Annotated in this window: 20 protein-coding genes and 1 pseudogene; 16 read left to right on the top strand and 5 right to left on the bottom strand. The window is 41.3% G+C overall.

Translation table 11 applies throughout. The features are described from left to right. Window positions 1–1,342: methyl-accepting chemotaxis protein (locus L650_RS0116400; protein ID WP_029773777.1), on the bottom strand; the 1,342-nt coding region annotated here is incomplete at its 3' end. A gap of 143 nt (window positions 1,343–1,485) precedes the next feature. Then, a pseudogene (locus L650_RS0116395) lies at window positions 1,486–3,668 on the bottom strand (DPP IV N-terminal domain-containing protein). Window positions 3,669–3,780: 112 nt separating this feature from the next. Between L650_RS0116395 and L650_RS0116390 the strand changes: the two are divergent. After that, on the top strand, window positions 3,781–4,185 hold the full coding sequence (locus L650_RS0116390; RefSeq protein WP_004586851.1) for an HIT domain-containing protein: 405 nt from the start codon (window positions 3,781–3,783) through the stop codon (window positions 4,183–4,185). Window positions 4,186–4,229: 44 nt separating this feature from the next. Here the strand turns inward: L650_RS0116390 and L650_RS0116385 are convergent, their stop codons facing one another. After that, on the bottom strand, window positions 4,230–5,930 hold the full coding sequence (locus tag L650_RS0116385; RefSeq protein WP_029773776.1) for a dipeptidyl-peptidase 3 family protein: 1,701 nt from the start codon (window positions 5,928–5,930) through the stop codon (window positions 4,230–4,232). A gap of 275 nt (window positions 5,931–6,205) precedes the next feature. Here L650_RS0116385 and L650_RS0116380 point away from each other — a divergent pair, with 275 nt between their 5' ends. Continuing rightward, window positions 6,206–7,045 (top strand): HDOD domain-containing protein, encoded by an 840-nt coding sequence (locus tag L650_RS0116380; protein ID WP_004586853.1) that lies wholly within the window; start codon window positions 6,206–6,208, stop codon window positions 7,043–7,045. 82 nt (window positions 7,046–7,127) lie between these two features. Here the strand turns inward: L650_RS0116380 and rdgC are convergent, their stop codons facing one another. Together rdgC and L650_RS0116370 are read right to left on the bottom strand one after the other, a co-directional pair. Continuing rightward, window positions 7,128–8,036 carry a recombination-associated protein RdgC gene (gene rdgC / locus L650_RS0116375; RefSeq protein ID WP_004586854.1) on the bottom strand — a complete coding sequence of 303 codons (909 nt, stop codon included), beginning with the start codon at window positions 8,034–8,036 and terminating at the stop codon, window positions 7,128–7,130. Window positions 8,037–8,119: 83 nt separating this feature from the next. Further along, window positions 8,120–9,877, bottom strand: a complete 1,758-nt coding sequence (locus tag L650_RS0116370; RefSeq protein WP_029773775.1) for a sensor histidine kinase — start codon at window positions 9,875–9,877, stop codon at window positions 8,120–8,122. A 372-nt stretch (window positions 9,878–10,249) separates the two neighbouring features. On the opposite strand from L650_RS0116370, the gene L650_RS0116365 reads away from it, so the two are divergent. The 14 genes from L650_RS0116365 (at window position 10,250) to L650_RS0116300 (ending at window position 26,462) form a co-directional block, all read left to right on the top strand. Beyond that, on the top strand, window positions 10,250–10,618 hold the full coding sequence (locus L650_RS0116365) for a response regulator (protein ID WP_024031682.1): 369 nt from the start codon (window positions 10,250–10,252) through the stop codon (window positions 10,616–10,618). Window positions 10,619–10,847: 229 nt separating this feature from the next. After that, window positions 10,848–13,265 carry a bifunctional aspartate kinase/homoserine dehydrogenase I gene (gene thrA, locus L650_RS0116360; protein WP_029773774.1) on the top strand — a complete coding sequence of 806 codons (2,418 nt, stop codon included), beginning with the start codon at window positions 10,848–10,850 and terminating at the stop codon, window positions 13,263–13,265. Between the two features lie 9 nt (window positions 13,266–13,274). Continuing rightward, window positions 13,275–14,210 (top strand): homoserine kinase, encoded by a 936-nt coding sequence (gene thrB / locus L650_RS0116355; RefSeq protein ID WP_029773773.1) that lies wholly within the window; start codon window positions 13,275–13,277, stop codon window positions 14,208–14,210. 11 nt (window positions 14,211–14,221) lie between these two features. After that, window positions 14,222–15,505 carry a threonine synthase gene (gene thrC / locus L650_RS0116350; protein WP_029773772.1) on the top strand — a complete coding sequence of 428 codons (1,284 nt, stop codon included), beginning with the start codon at window positions 14,222–14,224 and terminating at the stop codon, window positions 15,503–15,505. Window positions 15,506–15,775: 270 nt separating this feature from the next. Then, window positions 15,776–17,032 carry a serine hydroxymethyltransferase gene (gene glyA, locus L650_RS0116345; protein WP_024031685.1) on the top strand — a complete coding sequence of 419 codons (1,257 nt, stop codon included), beginning with the start codon at window positions 15,776–15,778 and terminating at the stop codon, window positions 17,030–17,032. A 365-nt stretch (window positions 17,033–17,397) separates the two neighbouring features. After that, the gene (nrdR, locus tag L650_RS0116340; protein WP_004586861.1) at window positions 17,398–17,847 is read left to right on the top strand and encodes a transcriptional regulator NrdR; all 450 of its coding nucleotides are present in this window, start codon (window positions 17,398–17,400) and stop codon (window positions 17,845–17,847) included. Window positions 17,848–17,849: 2 nt separating this feature from the next. Continuing rightward, entirely contained in the window at window positions 17,850–18,983 is a 1,134-nt protein-coding gene (gene ribD, locus L650_RS0116335) for a bifunctional diaminohydroxyphosphoribosylaminopyrimidine deaminase/5-amino-6-(5-phosphoribosylamino)uracil reductase RibD (protein ID WP_029773771.1), read from the top strand. A gap of 16 nt (window positions 18,984–18,999) precedes the next feature. After that, window positions 19,000–19,653, top strand: coding sequence for a riboflavin synthase (locus tag L650_RS0116330; protein ID WP_004586863.1), 654 nt, complete (start codon window positions 19,000–19,002; stop codon window positions 19,651–19,653). 29 nt (window positions 19,654–19,682) lie between these two features. Then, window positions 19,683–20,795, top strand: a complete 1,113-nt coding sequence (gene ribBA, locus L650_RS0116325; protein ID WP_029773770.1) for a bifunctional 3,4-dihydroxy-2-butanone-4-phosphate synthase/GTP cyclohydrolase II — start codon at window positions 19,683–19,685, stop codon at window positions 20,793–20,795. 101 nt (window positions 20,796–20,896) lie between these two features. Then, window positions 20,897–21,361, top strand: a complete 465-nt coding sequence (gene ribE, locus L650_RS0116320; protein ID WP_004586865.1) for a 6,7-dimethyl-8-ribityllumazine synthase — start codon at window positions 20,897–20,899, stop codon at window positions 21,359–21,361. Window positions 21,362–21,376: 15 nt separating this feature from the next. Further along, window positions 21,377–21,787: a transcription antitermination factor NusB gene (gene nusB, locus L650_RS0116315; protein WP_004586866.1), complete on the top strand. Its 411-nt coding sequence runs from the start codon at window positions 21,377–21,379 to the stop codon at window positions 21,785–21,787. Between the two features lie 94 nt (window positions 21,788–21,881). Further along, a complete protein-coding gene (gene thiL, locus L650_RS0116310) occupies window positions 21,882–22,856 on the top strand; it encodes a thiamine-phosphate kinase (protein ID WP_029773769.1) in 975 nt (324 codons plus the stop codon). Continuing rightward, window positions 22,853–23,338 (top strand): phosphatidylglycerophosphatase A, encoded by a 486-nt coding sequence (locus L650_RS0116305; RefSeq protein ID WP_029773768.1) that lies wholly within the window; start codon window positions 22,853–22,855, stop codon window positions 23,336–23,338. Before thiL ends, L650_RS0116305 begins: the two co-directional genes overlap by 4 nt. A gap of 37 nt (window positions 23,339–23,375) precedes the next feature. Continuing rightward, window positions 23,376–26,462 (top strand): ligand-binding sensor domain-containing diguanylate cyclase, encoded by a 3,087-nt coding sequence (locus L650_RS0116300; RefSeq protein ID WP_029773767.1) that lies wholly within the window; start codon window positions 23,376–23,378, stop codon window positions 26,460–26,462. The last annotated feature ends 8 nt before the right edge of the window (window positions 26,463–26,470 follow it).

Below are 26,470 nucleotides of genomic sequence, written 5' to 3'. Positions count from 1 at the left end.
CCGCCTCTACAGCCGCTTTAGCGCCTTCTTGTAATTTAGTGATCATGGTTTGAATTTCATCTGTGCTTTGCCCAGTTCTGCTGGCTAATGTGCGCACTTCATCGGCAACAACTGCAAACCCTCTGCCGTGCTCGCCTGCACGAGCCGCTTCTATAGCAGCGTTGAGTGCAAGTAAGTTTGTTTGCTCCGATATACTTCTGATCACATCAAGCACAGAGCCTATATTGTTACTTTCGTTTGCTAAATCTTCAGTTACTTGGCTCACTGTTTCTATATTACTTGAGAGTGTTTCTATGGCGGTAATGGTATTCGCTACCACGTTTTTACCGGTTGAGGCATTGTGCGCTGCATCATTGGCAGCTTGTTCTGCGGCGTCGGCATTACGACTCACATCATGAATTTGGTGCGTCATTTGCTCCATGGCGGCGGCTACTTGTGTGGAACTGTCGTTTTGTAGCTCAATGAAGGAATGGCTTGTTCTACTTGACTCATCCACCGTGTGAGCGTGTCTGCTTACATCATCTGCACTGTGCGATACATGCACTAACGACTCGCGCATTTTTAAAACAAATAAATTAAAAGAGCGTGATAGCTCTGATATTTCATCATTGCCCGATTCGCTTAGCGTACGTGTTAAGTCACCTTCACCTTGCGATATGTTTTTCATCATGTCTGCGGCAAGACGAGTAGGCGTGAGTATACTTTTACCAATAAAGTAACTTAATAAAATGACAGCAATAATCATAACTAAGGCGCTAATTATGATGAGATTACGCTGCTCGCTAAATGCATCATCTATTGAATCTAGGTATACGCCTGAGCCAATAATCCATTGCCACGGGCTAAAACCTTTTACAAATGCGACTTTATCTACCGGCTGATCTTTTCCTGGTTTTGGCCATTTATAAGGTATAAAACCTTCTTTTTGTTGTTTTACAATGTTCACCATTTCTACAAAAAGTGCTTTGCCGTCGGGGTCTTTATTATTACTTAAGTCTTTACCGTTAAGCGCAGGCTTTATTGGATGCATTACCATTTTGGGCTGGTAGTTGTTTACCCAAAAGTAATTTGTTTTGTCATAGCGCAGCGCTTTTATAGCGGCCAGTGCTTGTGATTGAGCCTGCGCTTGTGTGAGTGTATTGTTTTGTTCAAGCTGGTGGTAATGCTCAATAACACTGTATGCTGTTTCTACTACATTTTGGGTTTTTAGATATTGCTCGTTTTTGAGTGAGCTATATTGATGAGTTAGGCTAGATATACTAAGTACTATTAGGCCAAATACAACAATGGCTATTAACAGTAAAAAACGCTGGAAAATACTGAAACTACGTAGGTTAAGCATTAATTTGTCCTCAATTAGTGTACGCCTTAGCGCATAGAATAAGCGTAGCTAAAAAAAGCGTTTAATCTAGGCTTACTAACTTATTAAGACAAAAAAAAGGCTGATTTTTCAATCAGCCTTTAGTCTATTTAGTCGTCATATGATTATTTAACATCAAAATGTCGATTGAAGAAGTTTGTGATGGTTTGGTGTAAATGTGTTTGCACCTGTTTACCGCGTAAGCTGTGTTTTGAGCCTGGGTAGGTCATCATTTCAAACTGTTTTTCGTTATCTTGTAGTTGTTTAAATAATTTAGTGGCGTGGGTAAATAACACGTTGTCATCTGCCATGCCATGGTAAATCATTAATGGGCCTTTTAAGCCATCAGCGTATGGGAATACGGCGCTGTCTTCGTAGCCTTTGGCATTGGTTTTAGGATGACCAAGGTAGCGCTCAGTGTAATGGGTGTCGTAAAGTGCCCAGTCAGTAACTGGTGCTCCCGATACACCGGCTTNCCGCCATAACTGTGGCCATAAATACCAATGCGTTGTGGGTCTACGTAATCAAGCGTGCGTAAAAACTCAACGCCTTTAATTTGATCTGCTACTTCTACAACACCTAAGTGCTTGTAAATAGCGTCTTCAAACTTTTTACCACGGTTGTAAGAGCCTCGGTTATCGAGCTGAAAAATAACATAGCCTTGTTGCGCCATGTATTGAAAGTACAAGTTTTTGCTGCGCCAGCTATTTGTAACGCGTTGTGCATGCGGGCCGCCGTATACATTAACAATTACTGGGTGCTTTTTACCGTCTGCAATATTACTTGGTTTAAACAAGCGGTAATGCATTTCTTGGCCATCTTCAGCTTTAATTGTACCGTACTCTGGAGTTGCTAAATCACTTAAATAAGGTGTTAATGGGTGGCTATCATCAAGCTTATTTTGTTCAAGCCATGTGATAAATTCGCCGTTTACTTTACGTAGTGCCGCCGAGTTAGGCTTGTTTACCGATGAGCTATTATCAATAAACGTTTTGCTGTCTTTAGCCATTACCACTTTGTGGTATTGGCCTTGTTCGGTAATGCGCTTAATATTGCCTTTTTTAAACAGTGGTGCGCTGTATAAATGGCTTTCAAGCGGGGTGTCTTTACGTCCTGCAAAGTACACTATGCCTTTTTTCTCATCCACGCCTTTTAAGCTATCAACAACCCAGTCTCCTGAAGTGATTTGTCGAATTAGCTGGCCATTAGTGCGGTACAAATAAAGGTGTTTAAAACCATCGCGCTCAGAAGCCCATACAAAATGCTTTTTGTCTTTTAAGAAATGCAGATCAAAGTTTAAATTGATCCACGTATCGCTGTTTTCTGTTAGCGCTACTTTTTGCGTTTTAGTATCGCTATTGTAAAAACGTAGTTCTAACTTATGTTGTGAGCGATTTTGCCATTGATACGAAAGGGTAGTGCTGTCTTTTAGCCATTTAGCACGTGCAATGTAAATGTCTTTATCGTCACCTAAATCAACCCAGTCAACGTTTTGATTATTTAAAGACACAACGCCAAGTTGTATTTCAACGTTGTCGGTACCTGTAAATGGGTAACGTTGATTAAATAGCTTTACTTCGTCTGCATAAATTTCGTTACGGATGGCTTCTTTTACTGGGGTTTCATCTACGCGAGTGAATGCAATTTTAGATTCATCGCCAGCCCACCAGTAGCCAGTCATACGGCTCATTTCTTCTTGTGCTACAAATTCGGCCATGCCGTTTTTAATAACGCCGCCGCCATCTTTGCTCAGTTGTATTTCTTTACCTGAATCAAGCGCTAAAGCGTAAAGGTTTTGCTCGCGAATAAACGATACATAGTTACCTTTAGGAGAAAAACGGGCATCGGTTTCAAACGCTTCTGTATTGGTAAGTTTTTTACTTTTACCAGATGCAAGCTCGTAATAATACAGGTCACCATTGAGTGGGAATAACAGGGCTTTGCCGTCTTTAGACCATTTATACTCTAAAATACCTTTACCAAAAATACGTTGACGTTCGCGGCGTGCTTTTTCCTCATCAGAGAGGTTTTCTGGGCCTGAAAAGAGCTTTGCAGAATCAACCAGTATTCTGTTGGTGTTATCTTTTAAGTTGTATTCCCATAAATCATAACGGTTGTAGTCATCGGTTTTACCTTGCAGGTAAGTTACGCGGCTACCGTCTGGTGAAAACTTAAGTTGTACGGGAGCTTTACCCGACAAGCTCGGATCATCAAAAATACGCTCTAGCGATAATGGTTTTGCTTGTACGCTCAGTGCGCCAACAGCTAGCGGTAGTGCGAGGGTTAAGTGTTTTATTTTTTTTAGCACAAGGTTGCCTTAGCTTATTATAAATATTGTATTAAATGGTAAAGCTAAGCGTGTGCAACTGCAAATAAATGCTATAAAGTGGCCATTATTAAAGACTAACTAGGATGTGACGATGACGAACCACACTTTTGAACTCGCCCCAGAGCTTAAGCGCGATTGTATAGAACTGGCAGATTGGCCTTTATGTAAGGTGTTATTACTTAACGACAGCCAATACCCTTGGTTTGTATTGGTACCCAGAAAACCTAATTTAAAAGAGATCATCGATTTATCTGATGCCGATCAAATTGTATATTTAAAAGAGTCGGCCAAACTCAGCAAACTTATTATGCAAGTGTTTAGCCCTGATAAATTAAACGTGGCCGCTTTGGGCAATATGGTGCCGCAATTACATATTCATCATATTGCACGTTTTACAACTGATGCTGCGTGGCCTGCACCGGTGTGGGGTAAGTTTCCTGCAAAACCATACACAGATGAGCAAATAATAGCGCTAAAAAAAGCGCTGCAGTTATAAACTACAGCGCTTTATTAAACTATTACAAAGTATTACGTGTTGGGTTAGTTAAGGCCTAACACGTCTTTACCTTGTTTAAAGGTTACATCAACCGGAATATTCGCTTGGCTTAGTTTTTCTAAGTCTTTAGCAAGCTCTTCTTTAATATCGCCATGAGTGGTAATTAGTTGATCTACTTTTTCGTAATCGCCGTCACCTTGTAATGTTAAAATTAAGCGCGACAGCTTAGCCATAGCCACGCCCATTTTTTCCATATTTACACGGTATAAACCCTCTTCATTTTTAGAAAAAGCGCCTTCTTGTGCAAAAAAGTTAAAGCGGATCATGTTGGCTTTACCATGTGCGCTTGATGCACCAAAACGTACTGAGCGGAAAATACCCGCCATAAAGGTGGTGTAGTAATCTTCTAATGTGCCTTCGGTAATTTCGCCTTTTTTAAGTAACTGTTCAACCATGTATAAACCTAAAATATCGGCTTTACCTTCTTCAAGTGCACTTGCGTGCTCTTGTAATGATTGGCGCACAGTGCCTTTATTTGTAATGGTGTTTTTAATACCTAGGCCATGAGCCACTTCGTGAAACATGGTATTGGCAAAAAAGGCGTTAAAGGTAATATGCTTACGTTGCTCTGGTACAATTAACTGCTCAGCAATTGGCACTAAAATTTTATCAAATTTTGCACGCATTGCGTTTTTAAGCTGCAGGCGACGCGTGCCTTTTTCAAGCTGTACTTGCTCATCGTTTGGTAAGTTAATGGCAATCGTTTTGCTGCCCGCATTTGAGTGACCTGCATAGTAAACCACATCGTAAGCATTTAAATCGGCGTCTGAGCCTGGCACTTCTTGCTTATATTTAGCATCTACCGGTAAACCTTTTTGAAGCTCTGGTAAAAAGGCCGCAAATTTAGCTAGGCGCTCGCTCCATTTTAAATCTTTAATTAGTACATACGACTCATAAGCAGAGCGGTAGCCAAAGAGTTGATCTTCGTAAGTTTCAATTGGACCAATAACCACATCAACTGGGTTATTTTTCATGTCCATCCAGGCAAAGTCAGAACCCTGAAAATCATCTTTTTGCAGTGCATCAGCACGTAGGTTTAAGTAATTAGCAAATTCTTTGTCATCGGCAAGCTTACTGGCTTCACGTAATAAATCTGCTGCTTTAGCTAACTCCTCAGCGTATTCTTTTGAGTAAGGCACGCTGTAAAGGTTACCTTGCTCATCACGTTTAATTAATGAATAAAGGCCTTTTTTATCTTCTACGTCGGCGTTATTTAGCTCTTCTTTTGTTATGTCGGCTGGGTAGAATTGTGCGCCAAGAGCTTTTTCTTTGTAACCTGATAAAAACGGTTCGTCACCGTTTAAACGATCCCAAGGACCGTAGTTAATATCAGCAAATTTACGTACTTTTTCATCACTTAGCTTTGCTAAAAAAGCGTCTTTATTATCGCCAAAAGCCTGCTTCCAAAATAGCTCGTCCATAATTTTAGAGGCATCGATAAGCTTAGCAACCATGGCTTTTTGATTCTCACTTAAATGAGATAGGTCGGCTTCTAGGCTAAAGTCGGTGTAAATATCTAAACGTTGTTTATCAATATTAATTAAATCTGGGCCAGCTTGCGCGGCACTTTTTTGAGCAAGTTCTACACCTGTGGCTTCGGTCGAAGAGGGGGCTTGCTCTGAGCATGCACTAAGAAAAACGACGCCTGAGAGTAAAATTGCTTGGCTAATTTTGTTTAAGATCATTTGATTGCCTGTTAAAAAAGTAAGTTTAATTATTTGTACGCTTAAATTTAATTGCTAGCGCGTACAAACGTTTCCTTATAGTGACTGCATTAAAGCAAAACTAAATGGTAAATAGCAAGTGTTTGGCGGTGTACCGCGTCTGCAGGCGATAATAACAATTAATTTATATAATTTTCTTAACTTTATCGGTAAGTTAGATAATACTCATTGTATTACTCATTTTATCCGAGGTTAGCAGTTGCATTGCGGCCCAGAAACAAAAGGATGACAGTTCTATGTCTACAGAAAATGCACTATTAACGATTTTGGTTGATAGAATCAATAACGACACTTTGGTTTTACCTACGTTACCTGAAGTTGCAATTAAAGTGCGCCAAGCGGCCGATAACCCTGATGTAAACCTAATGCAAATGTCTGACGTGATTGGGCAAGACCCAGCTCTTTCAGCGCGCATGATTAAAGTGGCTAACAGTGCAATTATGGGCCGAGCGGTTAAAGTGTCTAACTTACAGCAAGCGGTTACGCGCATTGGTTTACGCCAAATTAAAAATATAGCAACCGCAATGGCAATGGAGCAGCTGTTTGTTTCTAATAATGAGCTAATAAAAGGCTACATGAGTAAAGCGTGGCAAAAAACGCTAAATGTGGCGGGGCATTCAATAACGCTAATGGCGTTTTATTTACAAAATAATAAACGTACATCGTTAAATAGTGACGCTATTACGTTGGCGTCGTTGGTATATAACATTGGTGTATTGCCTATTTTAACCGAAGCTGAGCGCCACCCAGAGGTGTTTGCTAACCCAAGCTTTTTAGCACATGCAATTCAAAAGCTCAGTGGTAAAATTGGTGGCTCAATTATGGGAGCGTGGGAGTTTCCACCTGAATTTGTAAATGTGGCTAGACATTGGGCCGACCCTACGTATCGCCCTGAAGAGATTGGTTATGTTGATTTTATTCGTATTGGCGCTATTTTAGAGGGGACTTTACAGGTTTCTGATAAATCAGCGGCTTTACAAACTTACATAGATAAAGGCGTTATTCCTTCTATGCAGCTATTTTCAAGTGACGAATACAACGACATGCTCGAAAATGTAAAAGACACATTTAGCTAATTAGCAGCTATAAAGGTAAAAGCAAAAAGCACGACTAAGTCGTGCTTTTTTTGGTTTTAATAGCGCTTATATTTTTAGCGTTTTATAAATCTTCTGCATCACCTAAACCGGCCGTCAGTTCTTCAAGCAGTAGCTTTATTTCTTCTGAGGCTAAAATAAAGTCAGCATCTAATTTAACCGCCATATCTTCTTTAGGAATATCGGCGTTTTCTTCTTTTAAAGTTTCTGAGTAGCTTAAACGCTTGATAGAGCCATCGTTTTGCAGCATAAACTTCAGGCGTTCTTGCCAATCAAGTGCAAGTTTGGTCACGCGTTTACCATTTTCTAGGTGCGATTTAACTTCATCACACGATAAATCATGACCTTTTAGTTTAACCTGTGCGCCACTGTCGTCGGCTTCTTCTAGCTCAGCATCAAAACCTATAGCAAAGTTTTCAGGGGTGCTGAAGTTAGTTAACCAATCAGTTAAAAATACATCTAGGTCGTAGTTTGCAAAAGCAGGTACTACCGGTAATGTGCCCAGAGACTTACGCAGCAATGCAAGTAGCTCTTCTGCTTTATTAAAACTGCCGCTGTTTACTACAACCCAGCCGTTTTCTTGGTCAATAAAAGCAAACTGTAGGCTCGATTTTTTAAACGCTTGAGGTAATAAGGTAGTTAAAATGTTTTCTTTTAACTCGTCTTTTTCTTTCTTTTTAACAGGGCGGTTTTCTTCCGCCTCTATTTGATCTACTTTTTCGGCAACCATTTCATTAACAACAGATGCAGGCAGCACTTTTTCTTCACGTTTGGCACATACTAAAATGCTTTTTTGTGAAAAATGCGCCAGCGAGTCACCATGCTTACCAAATGCTTTTGTCCAACCAAATGTAGAAAGGTCTTGAGAGCCACAAGGGCGAAATACATCTTGTTCTAACGCTTTTTCAAACTCTTCTTGAGTGTACGAAACATCTTGCTTAAAGCGATAACAAATCAGGTTACTAAACCACATAAGGTAACTTTTCCATCTTTTAAATTTGCTCAATCATAGCAATAAAATGGGGTTCTCGAAATGGCTGATTTTAAGCAAAGCCGTTATTGATTAAATAAGGGCTTTGGCATGTTTTTAGGAAACTCAATATGGTAATGAAGCCCTTTGCCAGGCTCACTGCTTGCCTCTATTGAGCCGCTAAGTGTTTGCTTAACTAAGTTAAAGGTTATGTGTGTGCCTAACCCACTGCCGCCTTGGTCGCGTTTTGTCGTAAAAAATGGGTCAAACAATTTGGCTAATTGCTCTTTTGTTACGCCATTGCCGTTATCGGTGTAGTCAATAATAAGGAGTGTGTCATCGGCGCTAATATTTATATCAATATTGCCCTGCGCAATATTATCAAAACCATGAATAATTGAGTTCATAATTAAGTTAGTAAAAATTTGGCTAATTGCCCCTGCAGGCAGGTTAAGAACTAAATCATCCGGGCACTGTAAATTTATGGTGTGCTTGGTTTTTTTAAGTTTAGGGTGGAGCGATAAAATTACTTCGTTTAAATAATCTTTAAAGTTAATTGTTCTTACAGCTTCACTGGCTTGGTCTACCGCTATTTGTTTAAAGCTGGCAATAAGCTCAGAGGCTCTATCAAGGTTGGTTGTAAGCAAGCTCGTGCTTTGCTTGGCTTCGTTTATAAACTCTTCTAATGCTTTGGGCGATAACTTTTTTTCTTTGTAGGCATTTTCTAACGTGTTTAAACGCTCTTGTAAAAACGATATAGCAGTTACACCAATCCCTATAGGTGTATTTATGTCGTGTGTAATACCCGCGACTAATCCGCCTAGTGCAGCCATTTTTTCGGTGCCTACTAAGCGCTCTTGAGCAAGGCTTAGCTCGTCAAGGTAGCGTTCAAGCTCTTTTTGTTTAGTTAATAATTCTTCTTCGGTATGTCTGCGTAAATCAACTTCTTCGGTTAGTACCAGCTTTTGTTTTTCTAGTTCGTACTTTTGCTGTTGTAAATCCATCATAGCTTGGCTTAAGTTTGACGTTTTACGGGCAACATCTTGCTCAAGCTGTATATTGTGCTGGTCGAGCTTTTCGTTACTAACAATCAACTCACGTTGGGTATGCTCAAGCTCTTTTCTGTATTGAACTACTTTATCTATTAAGTTATTAAAAGACTGCTCCATAACGTTTAGCTCGTTATGCTCTTCGGTCTCAATGTCTATGTGTTGACCTTCTAAGTCATCAAGCTCTAAGTTTTCTATTTGATCGGTTAACTCGTTTAAAGGGTCGGTGAGCAGCTTTCTAAATGCCATTAAAAACAGAATGATCAAAAAGGTGGTTTTGATCATGGCGTTACCAATTAAAAAGTAAATAGATACCATTATTCGGCTAAATACCACATCGCGGCTAGAGAACAAGGTCACATCACCTACTTGAGTAGCGCGCCCCGAAAATTCAAAAATTAGGGGAAAGGTATAACCAAAGAGACCCGATTTGGTGTCCTCTATAATGACTTCCTCTTGTACGAGTTGTTGGTTATAAAGTTTGTGTATATCCAAAGAGCGCCCCAGCTGCGAAATAATTTCACCGCTGTCGTCGCGCACTATAATGCCCTCCACCATAGGTATAGCAAGTAAGCCTTCTGCGGTTGTAATTGTTTGCTTTGTATTTAGTTCCCAAATTGCGCGTGTTAAGCTTCGGCTAAAGGTTTTTTGTAGCGTACTTAGCTCATCACGAATGTAGTCTTTAGTATTTACAAATTCTGCAAGCACCTGTCCACATGTCACCACAAAGGTAAGCAAAAAATACACTGATAAAACATTAGTTAACAATTTCTTAGAAAGGCTTTTTTGTAACATATGGGATTTACTCATCCGGTGTAATTATATCTAAGTTGCAATTTCTAACTTAAAAGTTAGTCAATAAAACCTTAAAAATAAATAAAAAATTTATATTTTAAAGAGATAGCCCAGCTATTGAGTCGTTTTGTTTTAATAATAGTGCACTAAACTGATTTAAATTAATTTTAATGCCTACTGAGATTACAAAAACGATGATTTTTAATAGGCAGCTAGAGCAATTATTAATAATGTTTGACGTTTTATTGTAAGGTTACAGTATTACATTATGCGAACAAGCAAAGTGTTAGAGTTTTAGGAACGTGTTAGAATAGCAAAAACCAACGGACGGCTCGTTTTTATAATTTTTAGAAGGTTATTTTAGTAGTTAACATGATGAAATTTTCTATATTAGTGTGTGATGACTCCACTGTTGCACGCAAACAAGTTGTGCGTTGTTTAAATGAGTGCGTGAGTGCCGACATTCAACAAGCCGCAAACGGGGCCGATGCGCTGGCGCTTTTACGCTTGCAGCAATTTGATCTTTTGTGTTTAGACTTAACCATGCCAGAAGTTGACGGCGTACAAGTGCTAGAGCGCATTAAGGCAGAAAAAATTGAGTGTTTTGTACTGGTGATCTCCGCTGATATACAACAACAAATGAAGCAAAAAGTCGCGCAGCTTGGTGCTATCGACTTTATAAATAAACCTATTAATAAATCGGCTTTAAGTGAAGTTTTGCATAAATTTGGCATTCATTAGGTTTTTTCATGTTCAAAAAGGCTGTTTTATCTTTTAATTTGGGGTTGACAGCATAGCCTTTGTTAAGGCAGTCTTAGCTCTATGAAAACAATTAATCGCGCACTGACCATTATTATTACAACCACCATTCTTACTGGATAGTGGCATAGGTCGGTGCAACAAATTTAAAGGCCTGTGTTCACTAAGAACACAGGCCTTTTTTCGTTTTATGGGATGAGGAACATAAATAATGCGCGTTTTAAAATTTGGAGGCTCTTCGCTTGCCGACTTTGCCTGTTTGCAACAAGTAGCTTTGCTGGTAAAAGCACAGTTAAAAGATGAAATGTTACTGGTACTTTCTGCACCCGGAGGTATGACTGATTCATTAGTTGCGCTGGCAAGTGCCGCTGAGCAAGGTCAAGATTTTTCTCAGCAATGGCAAGCTTTGCTAAGCCGGTGCGAGACATTAAAAGCAGAAGTAGAAAAAAGCAGTGGCGAAGTAACAAACTGGCCAGATTTTAATGAGCTTAAAAATAAGCTAGATGGTGTGGCGCTTATTAAGTGTTGCCCAGATCAAATTCGTGCTTTTGTAATTAGTTTTGGTGAGCGTGTTAGCGTATCGCTAATGCAAAGTTTATTAAGCTCGCACAATGCACAATACCTTGAAGCAACGCGTTGTGTTGCCTCTACTGGTGGCTACATTGATGCTGAGGCCGACTTAGTAACGAGTAAAGCACGCTTTCAAGCAGTACTTAAAGAAAACCCAGCCACCATTTACATTATGCCAGGCTTTACAGCAAGCAACGAGCAAGGCGAACTGACTACACTTGGTCGTAATGGCTCTGATTACTCAGCAGCTATTGCAGCGGCATGTTTAGATGCTGAAATTTGCCAAATTTGGACTGACGTTGATGGTGTGTACAGTGCTGATCCGCGCTACATCAAAAAAGCGACTAAAGTTGATTTCTTATCTTATAAAGAAGCGATGGAGCTTTCTTACTTTGGCGCTAAAGTACTTCACCCTAAAACCATTTTACCGTGTGCGAAAGCCGGCGTACCGTGCGAAATTAAAAATACCCATAACCCAGATGCTCAAGGGTCATTAATTGGTAACGACTATTCATCTGATGAGCCAGTAAAAGCGCTTTCTAGCTTACAAGACTTAGCAATGCTAACCGTGTCAGGCCCTGGCATGAAAGGTAAAGTGGGCATGGCCTCTAAGGTGTTTAATGCCCTTGCGCACGATAACGTATCGATAGTATTAATTACTCAATCATCGTGTGAATTTAGCATTAGCTTTTGTGTGCACGAAAGCGATTTAGCGCTAGCACTAGAAGCCTTGCAAAGTGCATTTGAACTTGAATTACAAGCAGGCTTAATTGAGCCGGTACAAGTACAACGTAATCTTGCCATTGTTACTTTAGTGGGCGATAACATGCGCGCACACAAAGGTTTAGCAGCACAGTTTTTTGCTTCTCTTGCCCAGGCCCAAGTAAACATTGTAGCCATTGCGCAGGATTCTACAGAAAGTGCTATTTCGGCGGTTATTGATGGCGAACTGTGTAACGATGCAGTGAAAATATGCCATGAAAACTTTTTTACGCACGTCCCTTCAATTGACGTATTTTTACTTGGCTGTGGCTTAGTAGGCCAAGAGCTTATTTCTCAGCTAGAGCGCCAGCAAGCGTGGCTTGAAAAACGTAATATTAAGTTAAACCTATATGGCGTTGCTAATTCTCGTCAATTGCATTTAGACAGCGAAGGTATTGCATTTGATGACTGGCAGCAAAAGCTTGCAGTATCAGAGCAAGCGTTTGATTTAAATTTAGTTGAGCAGTTTGTAAAACAAAATCACTTAGTAAACCCTGTGCTTGTAGATTGTACGTCTTCTGATGCGCTAGCAGCTCAGTATGTGGATTTTTTAAATGCGGGCTTCCATGTGGTTGCCGCTAATAAAAAAGCAACAACCAGCTCGTACGATTATTACCAAGACTTAATTGCAGCAACACAAAAAAATAACCGCAAGTTTTTATACGAAACAAACGTAGGTGCAGGCTTACCGGTAATCGATAACCTACAGTCGTTATTTGGTGCAGGTGATGAGTTACTTGAGTTTAGCGGTATTTTATCAGGCTCACTGTCGTACATGTTTGGTGTACTAGAAGATGGTTTATCACTTTCTGAGGCAACTATTAAAGCAAAAGAAAGCGGTTTTACAGAGCCAGACCCACGCGATGATTTATCGGGTACCGATGTAGCACGTAAATTGCTTATTATTGCACGCGAAGCTGGCATGAAATTAGAGCTTAGCGATATAGAAGTAGAGTCGGTATTGCCTCAAGGTTTTGCACAAGGTGACAGCGTAGATGAATTTATGGCTAAACTGCCAAGTTTAGATGCTGAGTTTAACGACCGTATTCAAAGTGCGGCAGCAGAGGGCAAGGTACTTCGTTATGTAGGTACAATTAAAGAAGGCCACTGTAAAGTAGGTATTGAAGCGGTAGACTCATCGCATGCATTAAATGTTATTCGTGATGGTGAAAACGCATTAGCTATTTTAAGCCAGTATTATCAACCACGCCCGTTTGTAATTCGTGGTTACGGTGCAGGCTCTGCAGTAACCGCTGCAGGCGTATTTGCCGACGTATTAAAAACGTTATCGCGCTAGGAGAGCATTATGATAGAAGTATATGCTCCGGCGTCTATAGGTAATTTTGCAGTGGGCTTTGATGCACTTGGGGCAGCGCTTGCGCCTATTGATGGCAGCTTATTAGGTGATGTAGCCGTAGTAAGCGCCGCAGCAAGCGATGAGTTTGTTTGCTCTGGCGAATATGCGCATAAGTTACCAAGTGATGCGAGCGAAAACCTAGCATATCAATGTTTAGTGCATTTTAGAGCGCACGTTGCGCCAGATATGCCAAGTGTAAAATTAGAGCTTAAAAAGAATTTACCAATTGGCTCAGGGCTAGGTTCGAGTGCGTGCTCGGTGGTAGCAACCTTTGCTGCGCTTGATAAGTTTGCTCAAACCAATTTAAGCCAAGTTGAGCTGATTGAATTAATGGCTGATTTTGAAGCGATTGTCAGTGGCGGACGTCATTATGACAACATCACCCCGTGTTATTTAGGGGGCTTACAGCTTACAGGCGATTTAATTCCTGATAAGTCAATTGCTCTACCAGTTGATGAAAACTGGTACTACGTAGCGGCGTTTCCTGGGTTTTCGCTTAATACCGCAAAGGCACGCTCGGTATTACCTAAAGAGCTAAGCATGCATGCAGGGGTTGAGTTTGCACAGCGTTTATCGGCATTTAGCAGTTTGTTATTAACGCAGCGTTTTGATGATGCATTGAGCATTATGCAAGACGATATAGCAGAGCCGTACCGAGCACCGTTAATAACAGGGTTTAGCGAAGCGAAAGCAAATTTGCCAGCGCTTGGTGCAGAAATTGTCAGTATTTCAGGTGCAGGCCCTACTTTATTTACAGTGTGTAAAACATTAGAAGCTGCTGAAAAATGTGCGCAGTGGTTAGCGCAAAACTATATAAATGAGCAGGGCTTTTGCCACATTTGTAAATTAGATAACGACGGCACGCGCCAATTAACAGTTTTATAGGATAGGCATTTATGCAATTACATAATTTAAAAGAAAATTCTCAAAAAGTGTCGTTTGTTGAAGCGGTAAAAACAGGGCTTGGGCGTAATCAGGGGGTATTTTTCCCTGAAAGCTTAGCGCCACTCGCCGATGTAGATGCGTTATTAGATATGGACTTTGTTACCCGCAGTAGCAAAATTTTATCGCACCTTATTGGTGATGAATTACCCGCTGATACCGTTGCTCAAATGGTTAAAAATGCATTTAACTTCCCCGTAAAATTGGTAGAGGTTGAAGACAATAACTATTGTTTAGAGCTTTTTCATGGCCCTACGCTTGCGTTTAAAGACTTTGGCGGGCGCTTTATGGCTGAGTGTTTAGCACAGTTTAATCAAGGCGAAAAAGTCACGATTTTAACGGCAACCTCTGGCGATACTGGCGCTGCTGTTGCACATGCGTTTTACAACAAGCCAAATATAGATGTGGTTATTCTATACCCTAAAGGCAAAATTTCGCTTGCTCAGCAAAAGCTATTTACTACGCTTGGTAACAACATTCATTGTTACGCGGTTGATGGCAGTTTTGATGATTGCCAAGAGCTGGTTAAAAAGTCGTTTTTAGATGACGAAGTTAAATCTACACTTGGCCTTAATTCAGCTAACTCAATCAACATTAGCCGCCTAGTGGCACAAGTATGTTATTACTTTGAAGCCATTGCTCAGCTACCAAAAGAAAAGCGTGCTACAGCGCATATTTCAGTCCCTAGTGGTAACTTTGGTAATGTATGTGCCGCCATGATTGGTGCTGTAATTGGTTTGCCGGTGGGTAAACTAAGCGCGACTACAAATCAAAACGACACCGTGCCCCGTTACATGCTTGATAAAAATTGGGCGCCAAATGCCACACTTGAGTCGCTTTCAAATGCGATGGATGTGAGCAAGCCAAATAACTGGCCACGTGTGCAAACAATGTTAGATAATAACTGGTTTAGCTACGATAATTTTTACTCAACCAGTGTGAGCGAAGAAAATACGCAAGCAGTGATGAAAAATATTCAACAAACTGGTTATGTTGCAGAGCCGCATACCGCCATTGCGTACCAAGGTCTTGTAGAGAATAAAGCACCCGGCGCAGCAGGTATCTTTTTAGCAACTGCTCACCCCGCTAAGTTTAAAGAAAGTGTAGAAGAGATTCTAAATATTGAACTTGATATGCCAAAACCACTTAGCGACGCACTTGCTAAACCTTGTTTAGCAAGCGACATTAACCCTGATTATGAAGCTTTACGCACTGAAATACTCGCTAAGTTAGGCTAACTAACTTAGCGTTAAAAAAGCGGCTTTGGCCGCTTTTTTTGTATTTTGAACGCGCTAAATAAAGTATTTATCATTAACTAATTAAATGTAAAAAATAAAAGCCATTTAAATTATTAATGCATTTATAAAAAAATATCATCTTAAAAACGCTGTGAAATAGATTCAATCCCTGTTTAAATATCCTCAACTTAAGAGCGTAGGCAAAGAGTCGTTTAAAGCGTACAATAAAGCCTCTAAAAAACACCATACACGTTGCCCTAGGAGACCCCAATGTTAGAACGTAGCATGAATATTTCGGATTTTGATCCAGAGTTATTTGACGCGATAAACAAAGAAACTGCTCGCCAAGAAGAGCACATTGAATTAATCGCATCAGAAAACTACTGTAGCCCACGCGTACTAGAAGCACAGGGTTCACAGCTTACAAACAAATACGCAGAAGGTTACCCGGGCAAACGTTACTATGGTGGTTGTGAGCACGTAGACGTTGTTGAACAACTTGCAATTGATCGTGCTAACGAGCTATTTGGTTCTGACTATGCAAACGTTCAGCCACATGCGGGTTCTCAAGCAAATGCAGCTGTTTTCTTAGCATTATTAGAAGCGGGCGACACTGTACTTGGTATGAGCTTAGCTCATGGTGGTCACTTAACGCACGGTTCACACGTAAGCTTCTCAGGTAAGCTATACAATGCAATCCAGTACGGGCTAGACGAAGCAACTGGCGAAATTGACTACGCACAGGTAGAAGCGCTAGCACTTGAGCACAAACCAAAAATGATTATTGGTGGTTTTTCTGCGTACTCAGGTATTGTTGATTGGGCTAAATTCCGTGAGATTGCTGATAAAGTAGGTGCTTACTTATTCGTTGATATGGCTCACGTTGCTGGTTTAATTGCGGCGGGTGTTTACCCAAGCCCAGTACCTCACGCGCATGTTGTAACAACAACAACACACAAAACATTAGCAGGCCCTCGTGGTGGTTTAATTATTTCTGCTTGTGGCGACGAAGCAATTTACAAAAAGCTTAACAGCGCTGTGTTCCCAGGTGGCCAAGGTGGTCCTTTATGTCACATTATTGCTGCAAAAGCAGTGGCATTTAAAGAAGCTCTACAACCAGAATTTAAAACATACCAAGCACAAGTAGTTAAAAATGCTCAAGCTATGGTTGCTGTTATGCAAGAGCGCGGTTACAAAATCGTATCTGATAAAACAGAAAACCACTTATTCTTACTTGATTTAATCGATAAAGATATCACAGGTAAAGATGCAGACGCAGCGCTTGGCAATGCAAACATTACTGTGAACAAAAACTCTGTACCAAACGATCCTCGCTCACCGTTTGTTACTTCTGGTTTACGTATTGGTTCACCTGCAATTACACGTCGTGGCTTTAAAGAAGCTGAATCGAAAGAACTTGCTGGCTGGATTTGTGACGTATTAGACAACATCAACGATGAGTCAGTACAAGCGCAAGTTAAAGAAAAAGTTAAAGCAATTTGTGCAAAACTACCTGTATACGCTTAATTGCATAAGCAGCAGTAATTTAGATCACAACAAGGGGCCTGTTTACCTTTCGAGGTTTAATTTGCAGTAGTATGTTTGGTTTTTAGGCAAGGCAGAGTCTATGTAGTGTGGTTACTCCACACAAATAGGCGATAACGCAGCATAAATGCCAAACATGCACTGCCCTCGGGTTCGTCCTAGGGGTGATTTACTCTTTGTTGCTCGGTTTTTACTTAGCCCACTAGGTTACAAACCTCGCGCCGCGATCAAATCACCCCTAGATAGAACAAATTTAATCCTGAAAGGCCAACAGGCCCTATTTTTTTGCTAAGATAAAAGGCCGCTAAATAGCGGCCTTTTTTGTTTTAAAACGGAAGTACCGAGTTATGCACTGCCCATTTTGTACCGCAAAAGATACTAAAGTTATTGATTCTCGCCTAGTCGGCGGAGGCCACCAAGTTCGCCGTCGTCGTGAATGTAACGAGTGTCACGAGCGATTTACTACCTTTGAAGGCGCCGAGTTAGTTATGCCACGTGTGATTAAACAAGATGGCAGCCGAGAACCCTTTAATGAAGATAAGCTACTCAATGGCCTTAATCGCGCCCTAGAAAAACGCCCTGTTAGTACAGAGCAAGTGGATGAAGTGGTTAATATTATTAAATCGCAGTTGCGTGCTACCGGCGAGAGAGAAATATCAAGTCACCTTGTGGGTGAGTGCATAATGGAGGCGCTTAAAAAACTGGATAAAGTAGCCTATGTGCGGTTTGCCTCTGTGTATCGCTCGTTTGAAGATATACGCGAATTTGGTGAAGAAATTGCCCGTTTAGGGGAGTAATAATGCAAAACCAAACAACCTTTACCGCGCAAGATGAAATGTACATGGCACGTGCCATCGAGCTTGCAAAAAAAGGGCGATTTACAACCACCCCCAATCCTAATGTAGGGTGTGTTTTAGTTAAAGATAACCACATAATTGGTGAAGGGTTTCATCAATTAGCTGGGCAGGGGCATGCTGAGGTTAATGCCCTTGCTGTAGCAGGAGAAAATGCAAAAGGCGCGACAGCGTATGTTACGCTTGAACCGTGTAGCCATTACGGACNCACTCCGCCGTGTGCAGAGGGTTTAAAAGCCGCAGGTGTAGTAAAAGTTATTGCAGCTATGGTCGACACCAACCCACAAGTAGCAGGTAAAGGGCTTAAAATACTCAGCGATGCCGGTATTGAGGTTGCATTTGGGCTTTTAGAGCAGCAAGCGCGGGCACTTAATTTAGGTTTTTTTAAGCGTATGGAGCAGGGACTTCCGTATGTTACGTGTAAAATGGCGGCCAGCATTGATGGTAAAACCGCGCTAAAAAATGGCCAAAGTAAGTGGATCACCGGAAGCGCTGCGCGACAAGATGTACAATTACACCGAGCACAAAGCTGCGCTATTTTAACGGGCGCCGATACGGTTATTACCGATGATGCTAAGCTCAATGTGAGGTTAAGCGAGTTGCCACAGGCTTTGCCTACTGAATTACCCCTACGCCAACCGGTGCGTGTTATAATTGACTCACAAAATAGGCTTACACCAGAGCTGGCAGTATTTAATATTGAAAGTGAAATAATAATTTTTACTACCAAGGTTGATAAATCAACGCAGTGGCCGCATTTTGTAAGGCATATAGAAGTGCCACAGCAAAATAACAAAGTTAATTTAACGTCTGTTTTAGCGCACCTTGCTAAGCTGCAATTTAATCATGTTTATTTAGAAGCGGGTGCTACACTTGCCGGTAAAATGACAGAGCTTAATTTAATAGACGAATATATATTTTATCTCGCGCCTAAACTAATGGGGGGCGATGCAAAAAGCTTAGTTAATTTTGCACCGCTGACAGATATGCAAAACACCGTTAATTTGACGTTTAAAGAGTGTGTGAAAATAGGCGATGATTTACGTATAACCGCTACAAAACACATTCCAATCACTTAATTAAAAGAGTAGGGCTATGTTTACTGGAATAATTGAAGCCACAGGCAAAATTGCGCTATTACAAAAAAAACAAGGCGATTTAGCCATTCGCATTCAAAGCGCTAATCTTGATATGAGCGATGTAAAGCTTGGCGATAGCATTGCCACAAATGGCGTATGTTTAACGGTAGTTGATAAGCACATTGATGGCTTTAGTGCCGACTTATCAAACGAAACTATCAGCTTAACTGGGTTTGCAAATTATAATATTGGCCAAACAGTTAACCTTGAAAAAGCCATGCAGCCGGTTTCACGTTTAGGCGGGCATTTAGTGTCAGGTCATGTTGATGGCATTGCAACCATTACAGCCATTACTAGTAATGCGCGCGCTACAGAATATTGGCTAAGCACCGATGAAAACTTAATGAAGTACATTCCTTACAAAGGGTCTGTATGTATAGATGGTATAAGCCTGACAGTAAACGCTGTACAAGGTAATAAATTTAAATTAACCATAGTGCCGCACACAAGCGAGCAAACCACCATTGCTGATTTTAAAGTGGGCACACGCGTTAATTTAGAAGTCGACCAAATTGCACGTTATTTAGAGCGCCTTATTAAAGGGGCTGAGCAGCCGACAGGCTCAGATATTTCAATGAGCTTACTAGCTAAAGCTGGTTTTGTTAAATAACGACACTGATAACTTACACGAGCAAATTTATGAATTTACACAGCGCACAAGAAATCATCGACGACATTAAAGCCGGTAAAATGGTTATTTTAATGGATGACGAAGACAGAGAAAACGAAGGTGATTTAATCATTGCAGCAGAGCACATTAGCGCCGAAGCAATTAACTTTATGGCCACTCATGGCCGTGGCTTAATTTGTTTAACTATGACGCAAGAGCGTTGTGAGCAGCTTGATTTACCGTTAATGGTTAAAAACAATGGCGCAGCGTTTTCTACTAACTTTACTATGTCGATTGAAGCATCTAAAGGTGTAACAACGGGTATATCAGCAGCCGATAGAGCGCGTACAGTTCAAGCGGCAATTGCAAAAGGCGCCGTACCAAGCGATATCGTACAGCCTGGGCATATTTTTCCTATTATGGCACAACCAGGTGGCGTGTTAACGCGCGCAGGCCACACCGAAGCTGGGTGTGATTTGGCACGTTTAGCCGGCCTTGAAGCTTCATCAGTTATTGTAGAAATTCTCAATGCCGATGGCACTATGGCGCGCCGCCCTGATTTAGAAGTATTTGCTAAAGAGCATGGTATTAAAATTGGCACAATTGCAGATTTAATTGAGTACCGAAACCTTAACGAAACCACCATAGAACAAGTGGCTAAGTGTAAATTACCCACTGAGCACGGTGAGTTTGATTTAGTAACCTACAAAGATACGATTGACGGCCAACTGCACTACGTATTGCTAAAAGGTGAAATTAAAGAGCAAGAGCCAACGCTTGTGCGCGTGCACTTACAAAGCACCTTTAACGACATTTTACTTTCAGACAGAAGTGCGGACCGGAGCTGGGGGCTTTCTGATGCGATGGCTTACATTGCAAAAAATAACGGTGCACTGGTTATTTTAGGCAAACAAGAAAGCACCGAAGAGCTGGAAGCCACAGTAAAAGCGTTTGCTGCTGCCGATGCTGGCGAAAATGTTACGCCGCGTAAATTTAAAGGTACATCGCGTACCGTTGGTGTGGGCTCGCAAATACTGGCTGATTTAGGTATTAAGCAAATGCGCTTAATGAGTCGCCCTAAAAAGTACCATGCACTTTCGGGCTTTCATTTAGAAGTGGTTGATTACGTTGAGCCACAATAAGGGCTCAGCTTTTAACTAGTCTATTTTTTTATTTTTATGGTATGATGCGCAGCAATTTTTGCGCAATCGCAACCGCTTGAACATATTTTTAGGGTTATCAAATGAAAATTATTGAAGGTAATAAGTACGCTCCAGGCAAAAAATTCGCTATTGTTATTTCTCGTTTTAACGATTTTATTGGTAGCAGCCTACTAGAAGGTGCTGTTGATGAGCTAAAGCGTACTGGTGGCGTAGCCGATGATGACATTACCGTTGTGTATGTACCCGGTGCAGTAGAGTTACCTTTAGCGGCAAAACGCATTGCGGCAAAAAAAGAGTATGATGCAATCATCGCATTAGGCGTAGTGATCAGAGGTGGTACACCACACTTTGACCTCGTTGCTGGCGAATCTAACAAAGGCCTTGCAAATGTATCGCTTGAGTATGATATCCCGGTTGCATTTGGCGTATTAACCACAGAAAGCATTGAACAAGCAATTGAACGCGCTGGTACCAAAATGGGTAACAAAGGCGGCGAAGCGGCATTAGGCGCGCTTGAAATGGTTAATGTGTTAGATAAAATTTAAGTTTAAGGAATTTTTGTGAAACCAGCAGCAAGACGTAAAGCACGTATCTTAGCACTTCAAGCCGTTTATTCTTGGCAATTAAGTGGCAATTTAATTGCCGATATCGAACAACAAATGTTGATCGAAAACGACGTGACTAAAATTGATGTTGAATACTTTAAAGATTTAGCGCGTGGTGTTGCCGTTAATTATAAGCAACTAGATGAAGCTGTATCTCCGCATTTAACACGTCCATTTGATGATTTAGATATGGTAGAGCGTGCAATTTTACGTTTAAGCGCGTATGAGCTTAAATTCCGTGAAGATGTGCCATACAAAGTAGCAATCAATGAAGGCATTGAGCTTGCTAAAATATTTGGCGCTGAAGACAGCCATAAATTTGTAAACGGTGTACTTGATAAAGCTGTTAAGCATTTACGCAAGTAATACTAACCTTGCTAAAGCGCTCTGCTAAAGAGCTTAGCTTTAACAGTTAGTACACGTTAAAAAGGAGAGCCGGCATAGGTCGGCTTTTTTGTGTATGAAGGAATTTGAATTAATAAACCGCTACTTTAAAGGTCGTGGTATAACTCGTCGTGATGTAAGCCTAGGAATAGGGGACGACTGTGCATTAGTTACCGTTCCGCAAAACTGCCAACTTGCAGTAACAACTGATACGCTTGTATCGGGTGTTCATTTTTTTGATGACATTTCTCCCCGAGCATTAGGACACCGAGCACTGGCCGTAAATCTTAGTGATTTAGCAGCCATGGGGGCTGAGCCTACTTGGGTGTCGGTGGCATTAACCCTACCAAATATTAACCAGCAGTGGATTGAAGAATTTACTGAGGGAATGCACGAAATTGCTGAGTACTTTAATGTACAAATAATTGGTGGCGACACTACGCAGGGCTCTTTAACAGTTACTATATGCGCTAAAGGCACTGTGCCAGAAGGCAAAGCTTTACGCCGTGCAGGTGCTAAAGTGGGCGACTGGGTATGTGTAACCGGCACGCTAGGTGATGCCGGCTTGGCTATTGAATCTCGAAAGCGTGGCCTAAGTATTGAGCCTGAGCACTTAAAGTACATAAATAGCCGCTTTGATTACCCCACTCCACGGGTGGCTGCAGGGCAAGTATTACGTGGCCTTGCTTCATCAGCTATTGATGTGTCTGATGGCCTTATGGCAGATTTAACCCACATACTTGATATGTCACAAGTCAGCGCCAGTATCAATATTGAAAACATCCCAACCTCAGACGCTATGCGTTCAAGCCTGAACTTTGAGGCGCAATTGCCGTATATTTTAGGCTATGGCGATGACTACGAATTACTTTTTACTGTCTCTGAAGATAATAAAAGCATGTTGGAGCTTAAATTACGTCAATACGGCGTAGAAGCAACGTGCATAGGACAAATAAAAAGTGGCGAAGGGCACATTGAGCTTTTACACCACGGTGAAAAATTTAATTTTGAGCAACAGGGCTTTGAGCACTTTGCCAAGGAGCAGGTTTGACTAGCAAAAAACAGTTTAATTTAAAGCGCCCGCACCAGTTATTTGGCCTAGGGTTTGGTACTGGCCTTGCGCCTGTTGCGCCAGGCACCTTTGGTACATTTGCTGCTTTGCCATTTATTTTTATGACCATGTATTTTCCGCTTTGGCTACAAATAGTGTTTGCCGTGGTTATTAGTATTTTTGGTATTTGGGCGTGTGGCAAAACCGCCGATGATTTAGGTGTGCACGACCACCCAGCTATAGTGTGGGATGAAGTTGCGGGTTATTACATTACGATGATTGGCGCAGCGCTTAGTTGGCAAACCTTACTTGTAGGCTTTTTATTATTTAGATTTTTTGATATTGCCAAACCAGGCCCGATCAAAACGCTCGATAAGCGAATGGACGGCGGCGTGGGTATAATGGCTGATGATGTACTTGCCGGTATTTTTTCGCTTATTTGTTTGCAAGCGTTAATAAAAGCAGGTTTACTACGCTTTTAATTTTTGTGTTTTATTTGTTTAACTAGGTGGCAGCGAAATGATGCGATTTTTACTGGTATGTGTACTTATGTTGTGTGCCATGCCAAGTTGGGCTTCTATTACTGATTACGTTGTTAAGCAATGGAATATCAAAGATGGCTTGCCCTCGCAATCGCTAAAAAGTGTTGTGCAAGATCAGCAAGGCTATATGTGGGTCGGAACACAATTTGGCCTTAGTCGCTTTGACGGCACAACTTTTACTAATTACAACACACAAAATAGTCCTTTTTTGCCAAGCAATGGTATTAATAAACTGCTCATAGATAGTAATGGCTATCTGTGGGTGGGCACTAAAAGTGGCTTGGTGGTCATAAACCCGCAAACGCTTGCCGCACAAGAATTTAATATTAAAGGCCCAGTTAGAGACATATTAGAAGATGCCAAGGGCAGCATTTGGATTGCAGCTAATGGGCTTTATTATGTAGACCGCAACCAAGTTGATTTACGTGATAAAGCGAACGAACTCGTTCCTATTGTAAATGCCACCGTGATCACCCAAATAGTGGGGTCGGTTAGTCAAATGGCGCTTTCTCCAGAGGGGATTTGGCTTGTCAACGACCGTCATTTACTACGCTTAACTAAAAGCGCCTCAGATTTTTCAAAACTCAGGTTGGAGTTAACAGCTAAGGTGTCGTTGCCTGAGCGGTTAGCACAAACCATTGTTCATGATCTGTCTTTTTTAAATGGTAATTTATATTTAGCCTCTGAACTGGGTGCCTACTTTTTAGATTTAGACGATGAGCTAAGACCTTTTCCGCTACCGAATGCGAATAACTCAGCTGTGTATAAATTTATGAGCGACACCAATGGTGGCTTATGGGTTTCTACGTATGGACGACTGCTTTTTAGAGCTAAGTCGGGTGAGTGGCAATGGGTTGAGCCAAGTCAGCTAGATCAAAGTATTTGGTTTGCCGATATTTACCGCGATAGCCAAAATAATATTTGGCTTGCAAGTTTTAGCGAAGGCTTATGGCTTGCACACGAAGGGCGTATAGAACGCCACTCTGCTTTATCGCAAATGACAGAGGCCGTTATGGCAATCAGCCAAGCGCCCGATGGTAATTTATGGGTGGCAAATAAAAGTGGTATTGGGTATTTCGATTTAAATAAGAACTTTGTCAATAAAATACCCAGTGCGCAATTTGGCCGTGCAACAGTACACGACTTACAGTTTGATGGGTCGCGTTTATATATAGCGACCGGACGAGGGCTGTTTTTTTACGAGCAAGATAAACTATACAGTTTTCCTGGCAGAGCCCTGCGCGACAATCCGGTATTCGCTATTAGCCCATCAAGCAAAGGTGGTTTTTGGATAGGTACAGGGCGTGGCTTGTATAGGCTAAGTTATGGCGGGTTAACACCCTTTGCATACAATGCCTTTTTAGGCAGTAAATTTATAACGTATGTGCTCGATAAAGCAAACTTTGGTGTAATAGGGACCAGTAAAGGGGCGTATTACTTTACTGACCGTGGCATTGAAAAAATAGGTGACCAAACTTCGCTCGAAAGTGCATACATCACCAGCGTATTACATATAGATGGTGTAGGTATTTTAATTGGCTCGCTTAATGACGGCTTATTTTACAGAAGTTTACAAGGGCATTGGCGACAGTTAGATGCAGCCAACGGCTTACCCTACGGCTCTATTTTTAGCCTAGAGTATGACGAAACCTATAAGCGTGTATGGGTAAGTACCATGAAAGGTGTTTACCGTATGCCAGTAGCGCAATTTAAATCAGAGGTGTCGAGCTTAAAAGTGGAAGAGGTTATTTCTTCTTTTGATAGGCAGCTCGATGGTAAAGCAAGCCAGTGTTGTAACGGTTTAGGACACGATGCCGTTGCCATGACCGATTATTCAATTTGGTACCCAAGCTTACAAGGCATTGTAGAAATACCTAAAAATACCGAGCTATTTGGCCTAAATGTATTAAAGCCTAAAGTAGAAACACTAACCACACCATTGCGCGCGTTAACTACCGCAGCATTGGGCGAAAAGCCTTTACTAGATACTGATGAGCGCGACATAACGTTAAAGTACACCGCCATCGATTATTATGCGCCAAATAGTATTGAGTTTAGATATAAGTTAAGTGGGTTAGATAGCGATTGGCGCTACGCTAATGCACGCCGAGAAGCCATTTATACAAATTTACCGGCGGGGTCATTTTTATTTGAGCTTGAGGCAAAACGCCAAGGCGAAGATTGGGACAGAGCGCAAACTGTCGAGTATGCATTTGTAGTACCGCAGCGCTTTGACGAAACTATTTACTTTAGATTGCTAATTGTTAGTGGCTTTATTTTACTGTTTTACTTTATTTTTTGGGTATTTAGAGCGCAAGAGCGCCGTAAGCAAGAAGTACTCGAAGCCCTGGTAACAGAGCGTACATTAGAGCTGCGCCAAGCTAACGATAAATTAGGCCAAGTAAACTCACAGCTTAAACTAGTTAGTCACTCAGATGAGCTTACTGGGCTACGTAGCCGCCGCTTTTTGTTTGATCAGCTCCCTAAAGATATTGAGCACTTCCAACGTAATGCACAGTCTTTACAAGCGCAAGGAAAGTCACTTGTACTGCTTATTATCAACTTTGATAACTTTAGCCGTATAAACGATGCATATGGCCCAATAGCAGGAGATAGCTGCTTACAACAAATGGCAGCATTACTTAATTCGCGTACCCAAGGCTCTGACTATGTAGCACGCTGGAGTGGGGATGAGTTTTTATTATTACTGCGCGATTTTAAGTGCAACATGATTGACAGCTATGCCTCTGATTTATGCCAAGCAATCGCATTAAATTCGTTTCAATTACCAAACGGTAAAACAACCAATATTACGGCTTCATTGGGGTGGTCTTTTTACCCACTGCCGCTTTTAGGTGGGCAAGTAATAAGTTGGGAAACGTCGATAAACTTAGCCGATATAGCGCTTCATCAGGTTAAAAAACGTGGTGGTGACGGTGTCGCAAATATTACGTTTGATAAACAGTTGGATGCGTTTGAGTTTGAGCAAAATTCGAATGTAGATCAGCAGCTGGGTATTTTACAAAGTAATGGCTTAGCAGATATTAAAGTGTGGATGCGATAATGCCCAAC

The sequence above is a fragment of the Pseudoalteromonas sp. TB51 genome (assembly GCF_000498055.1).
GTDB lineage: Bacteria > Pseudomonadota > Gammaproteobacteria > Enterobacterales > Alteromonadaceae > Pseudoalteromonas > Pseudoalteromonas atlantica.
Note: the sequence above shows the minus strand (reverse complement) of the source record. Positions and strands in the feature narration are given on the sequence as shown.

Coding starts and splice junctions, on each gene's coding strand:
- L650_RS0116390 (WP_004586851.1), top strand. CDS start 3,781: ATGACGAACCACACTTTTGAACTCGCCCCAGAGCTTAAGCGCGATTGT.
- L650_RS0116385 (WP_029773776.1), bottom strand. CDS start 5,930: ATGATCTTAAACAAAATTAGCCAAGCAATTTTACTCTCAGGCGTCGTT.
- L650_RS0116380 (WP_004586853.1), top strand. CDS start 6,206: ATGTCTACAGAAAATGCACTATTAACGATTTTGGTTGATAGAATCAAT.
- rdgC (WP_004586854.1), bottom strand. CDS start 8,036: ATGTGGTTTAGTAACCTGATTTGTTATCGCTTTAAGCAAGATGTTTCG.
- L650_RS0116370 (WP_029773775.1), bottom strand. CDS start 9,877: ATGTTACAAAAAAGCCTTTCTAAGAAATTGTTAACTAATGTTTTATCA.
- L650_RS0116365 (WP_024031682.1), top strand. CDS start 10,250: ATGATGAAATTTTCTATATTAGTGTGTGATGACTCCACTGTTGCACGC.
- thrA (WP_029773774.1), top strand. CDS start 10,848: ATGCGCGTTTTAAAATTTGGAGGCTCTTCGCTTGCCGACTTTGCCTGT.
- thrB (WP_029773773.1), top strand. CDS start 13,275: ATGATAGAAGTATATGCTCCGGCGTCTATAGGTAATTTTGCAGTGGGC.
- thrC (WP_029773772.1), top strand. CDS start 14,222: ATGCAATTACATAATTTAAAAGAAAATTCTCAAAAAGTGTCGTTTGTT.
- glyA (WP_024031685.1), top strand. CDS start 15,776: ATGTTAGAACGTAGCATGAATATTTCGGATTTTGATCCAGAGTTATTT.
- nrdR (WP_004586861.1), top strand. CDS start 17,398: ATGCACTGCCCATTTTGTACCGCAAAAGATACTAAAGTTATTGATTCT.
- L650_RS0116330 (WP_004586863.1), top strand. CDS start 19,000: ATGTTTACTGGAATAATTGAAGCCACAGGCAAAATTGCGCTATTACAA.
- ribBA (WP_029773770.1), top strand. CDS start 19,683: ATGAATTTACACAGCGCACAAGAAATCATCGACGACATTAAAGCCGGT.
- ribE (WP_004586865.1), top strand. CDS start 20,897: ATGAAAATTATTGAAGGTAATAAGTACGCTCCAGGCAAAAAATTCGCT.
- thiL (WP_029773769.1), top strand. CDS start 21,882: ATGAAGGAATTTGAATTAATAAACCGCTACTTTAAAGGTCGTGGTATA.
- L650_RS0116300 (WP_029773767.1), top strand. CDS start 23,376: ATGATGCGATTTTTACTGGTATGTGTACTTATGTTGTGTGCCATGCCA.